Origin of the sequence: Actinomadura sp. 7K534 (assembly GCF_004348575.1) — a bacterium.
Lineage (GTDB): Bacteria > Actinomycetota > Actinomycetes > Streptosporangiales > Streptosporangiaceae > Spirillospora > Spirillospora livida.
The window spans coordinates 1-3,857 of the sequence record NZ_SMKB01000392.1; the positions used below are offsets into that span (position 1 = coordinate 1).

Consider the following 3,857-nt stretch of genomic DNA (forward strand, 5'->3'; position numbering starts at 1 on the left):
GAGCAGGGGAGGGCGGCCAGGACCTTCAGGAGGTTGCCGAAGGGGGAGAAGATCGTCCAGCCGGACGGGCGGGCGCAGTCCGGGAGGGTGGCCGGGTCGGATCTGACCGTTCCCCAGGACGAGGTGTTGCCCTGCCAGCAGTTGCCGTCGCCCTGCTCGTCCCACCAGATGTCCAGGCCGTTGGGCAGGACCCTTCCGTCCGGCGCGACGCCGAAGGCGTTGCCGGTGTAGCGGTTGCGGTGCGAGGTGTCGCGGAACTTCAGCAGGTCGTTCTCGCCGCGGAGCGGAGCCGGCACCCAGATCTGCCGGAAGCCGCTGCGCCAGTTGTCGTACAGGCGGTTGTGGGCGTAGTTGTTGTCGTTGCCGCCGCCCAGCAGGAGGCCGGTTCCGACCGGGACCGGCGGGGCGGGGCACACGACGCCGCGTTCATGTCCGCGGTCCCGGGGGAGCTTGGCGCAGGTGCCGTCCCAGACGTTGCCGTAGTAGTTGACGTTGTTGCTGTAGATCAGGTTGTTCTCGAACGTCGCGTGGTTCTGCGGCAGGCCGGGGTGGCCGGGGAAGGCGCTGTCCATCGAGACGCCCGCCGAGTTGTGGTGGAACGTGTTGTCGTGCGCGTAGACGGAGTCCCCCGCGGTGCCGGAGTAGCCGAGCGCGTTGTGGTGGGAGTCGCAGCGCTGGATCTCGATGGAATGGCGGCGGCCGTTGAGCGGTGAGGCCGACCCCGGGTAGATGCCGGCGTCGCCGTTGCCGTGGCCCTCGCAGTCGGTGTAGAGGCCGTGGTCGCTGGCGAAGGTGAGGAAGCCGTACTCCTCGTTCCACCGGGCCAGCGCGCGGTCGATCACGAAGCCGTCCTGCTCCAGGATGTACACCCCGTTGAACTCGAACAGCTGCGTGGTGATGTTGCGCAGGTAGAAGCCGTCCGCGCGGTCGGCGCGGATTCCGTTGAGCTTCGCCCACGTCCCGTCGGACTTGAAGCCGCCCTCGACGACGACGTCGGTCATCTCACGGCCGGTGCCCTCCAGTTGGAGGTCGCAGCGGGGGCTGTCGCATGTGCGGTCGTCGTCGTCCGGTGTCTCGTCCCCGAAGACGGCGACGAGCTGCTGGAGGTTGGGGCAGGCGTACTGCTCGGCGTAGCTGAGCAGATCCTTCCCTTCCAGCGGGGCGCACTCCGGGCTCGGGTCGGCGCGGCTCGGCTCCTCGCGGTACGTGCCGGGCAGCACGTAGATCGTCGTGCCGCGCTCGGTGACGTCGTTCACCGCGGCCTGGATGTGCCGGTACGAGCATTCGGCGAGGAGGCGTTCGTTGAGCGTCCGCAACCACCCCGTATAGCTTTCGATCAGCCCGGCGGACTCCGGTTTGCACACCACGAGCCTCTGCGATGCCGGCGCCGTGCGGTACGTCGGGACCTTGCCCGTCCCCGCCGGGAACCTGACCTCGCGCTCGGCGTGGCCGAGGGCCGGGGCCGCCATCAGACCCAGGGCCACGGCGAACGCGAGTGCGGCGACTGCGGTGCGCGAGACGCGCTTGCCCATCATGACCGGGAATATGAACGCTTTTCGGGATCTTGCCCAGACCCACCCGACCCATCGGCCACATCGGGCCACCGGCGCGACGTCAGACGCCCTTGAGGGCCCGGCCCCCGGGGCTGCGGCCGTCCATGCGGCTGTGGGTGCGGTCGCCGTGCTGTTCGAGCAGCATGCGCTGGACGAGCGCGGTGCGGCGGCGCTGCCCGATGCGTTCGCCCAACCGGGTGGCCGCGGGCACCACCCGCCGGACGCTCTCCAGGGCGAAGACGGCGGTGGAGGTGCCGAGGACGGCGGCCCGGTACGCCTTCAGGTCGGGCGCCCCGAGGAAGTCGGCGTTGCGTTTGCCGAGGACGATGCGGCTGTACGAGAACAGGTAGTTCGTCAGCAGGCGCTGGGCCAGGGGAGAGTTCTTCAGGCGGGGCGGGAGCAGCAGCGGGGCCGCCGCGTCCCGCAGCGACCGGGCGAGCCGCCGCGAGTCGTCGTCCGGCATGAACTCGGTGACGCCCTCCAGCCAGAGCAGCCGCCACGCGTCGGCCTCCGTGGCGGGGAGCAGGTCGCGGTGGACGCCCATGAGGTGGCCCACGTAGCGCCACAAGTGCATGGCCGAGGCCCGGTCGGCGGCGGAGAACCGGAGCCCGAGGGCGCGCGAGCCGAGCAGCATCACCAGGGAGAACAGCAGCAGGGTCCCGGTCATCTGGACCTGGTTGATGGGCGCGTCCCACGCCTCGTGGTCCCAGTCGTCGCGGCGGCGCATCGCGGCGCGCACCTGCGCGTGCATGACGCGGACCCGGAGCGTCTGCTTGAAGCCGGTGTCGAACCGACCGAGCCCGCCGGGGGTGGTGGCGTCCACCCACCAGCTCGCCGTCTCGGCCAGCCGGCGCGGCGCCATGGAGTCGAGGTCGCCGGTGCGGACGAGGGTCTTGTTGGCGCGGGAGGCCAGGTAGCCGCCGTAGAGGGACGTGCACGGCATCACCACCGCGAGCCCGAGCAGGCCGGTGCGGGCGATGACCCGGGCGCCGCGTTCGAGCCGGTCGGCGTCCACCCAGTACGGGACGGCGTCCACCTCGGCGAAGAAGTCCACCAGCTCGCGCGGCGGGTCCTCGACGGCGTCGATGCCCTCGTGCAGTGCGCGTTCGAACAGCCGCCGGCCGGTGCCCCCGGGGAGCCGCGCGATCATCTCCGCGACCGCGTCCGCCGGCGGGTCACCCGCCTCGGCGAACGACCGGAACACCGTGAGCTGCGCGGGAGTCGCCCGGATGTCCCCATGGGCCAGATGACGCAGGACGAGGGGCCACGGAGGTTTCGACATCCAGGCGGGGTGCTGCAGGCGCTGGTGGTCCATGCGGTCCATGCGTTCCTTCCGGTCGTGCGGCCGAATCTCGGGGTGCGGTGTCTCGGGGTTCGTGGTGCGGGACGGCGGCGACGGCCAGGATCGTCAGCGCCAGGGCCAGTGCCGCCCGGTCGCCTTCGGAAGGCCACGGGTCCCCGTAGAGGGGCGTGGCCAGGAGGAGCAGGTAGGTCTTCGCCGTCGCGGTGGCGACGAGCCCCACGACCACCAGGCGGCTGCGCTGCAGCGCGATCTGGAGCTGGCCCATCGCCAGCGGCGCCGCGACCGCGAAGATGTACAGGTGGGGAGTCCCGGCAAGGGCGCCGGGCTCGTCGGCGAGGGGCGCGGCCCCCCGCAGCATCAGCTCGTTGGTTCCGGTGAGCAGCCCCACGTTGATGGCGAGCGCGACGCCCGTCAGCGGCCGGGCGTGGGCGCCTCTGCGGGCCCGGTCGCTCGCCAGGAACATGATGCAGGGCACCAGCAGCGAGGGCAGGGCGACGGCCACGACCAGCGGCGCCGGAGGCGTTTCGCCGCCGGCCGCGGCGTCGTCCCCCGGGGTGGCGCTCAGGAGCAGGACGGCCGCCGCGGCCAGCAGTCCCGCGCAGCCCCATTCGCGCGCGGTGAGCCGTTCGCCGAGGACCAGTACGGCGAGGGCGACCAGCACGCCCAGCCCGGCCAGGAACAGCGGCAGCGCCTCGGACAGCGACAGGCCGGTCAGCGCCGCCACCTGGACGGCGGCTCCCGCGCCGAGCACGGCCGCGCCGGTGACCCAGGTCCCGCTGGTGAGCAGGGTCCGGGCCAGGTGCCAGGGACGGCTCCCCTGGAGTGGAGGCATCTCGACCGCGGCCTTCTTGAAGAAGGCCAGCCCGGCGAAGTAGACGCCGGTGGAGAGGAACGCGAGGAGCTGGTACTGGACGGACATGGCGAAGCCCTCCGTGCCGCCCGCGGCCGGCCGGTCGGCGCGCGGAGCCGGGCCGCGGGCGGCGGCATCGGGTGGGTGGGGC

The 3,857-nt window shown here is 72.3% G+C and carries 3 protein-coding genes; all 3 read right to left on the reverse strand.

What is annotated here, in order from left to right:
* On the reverse strand, positions 1-1,535 hold a 1,535-nt coding region (locus E1266_RS36115; protein WP_207946130.1), incomplete at its 3' end, for a right-handed parallel beta-helix repeat-containing protein.
* Between the two features lie 79 nt (positions 1,536-1,614).
* A complete protein-coding gene (locus tag E1266_RS36120) occupies positions 1,615-2,835 on the reverse strand; it encodes an oxygenase MpaB family protein (protein ID WP_347876774.1) in 1,221 nt (406 codons plus the stop codon).
* On the reverse strand, positions 2,729-3,857 hold a 1,129-nt coding region (locus E1266_RS39745; RefSeq protein ID WP_243719322.1), incomplete at its 5' end, for a hypothetical protein. The genes E1266_RS36120 and E1266_RS39745, both read right to left, overlap by 107 nt.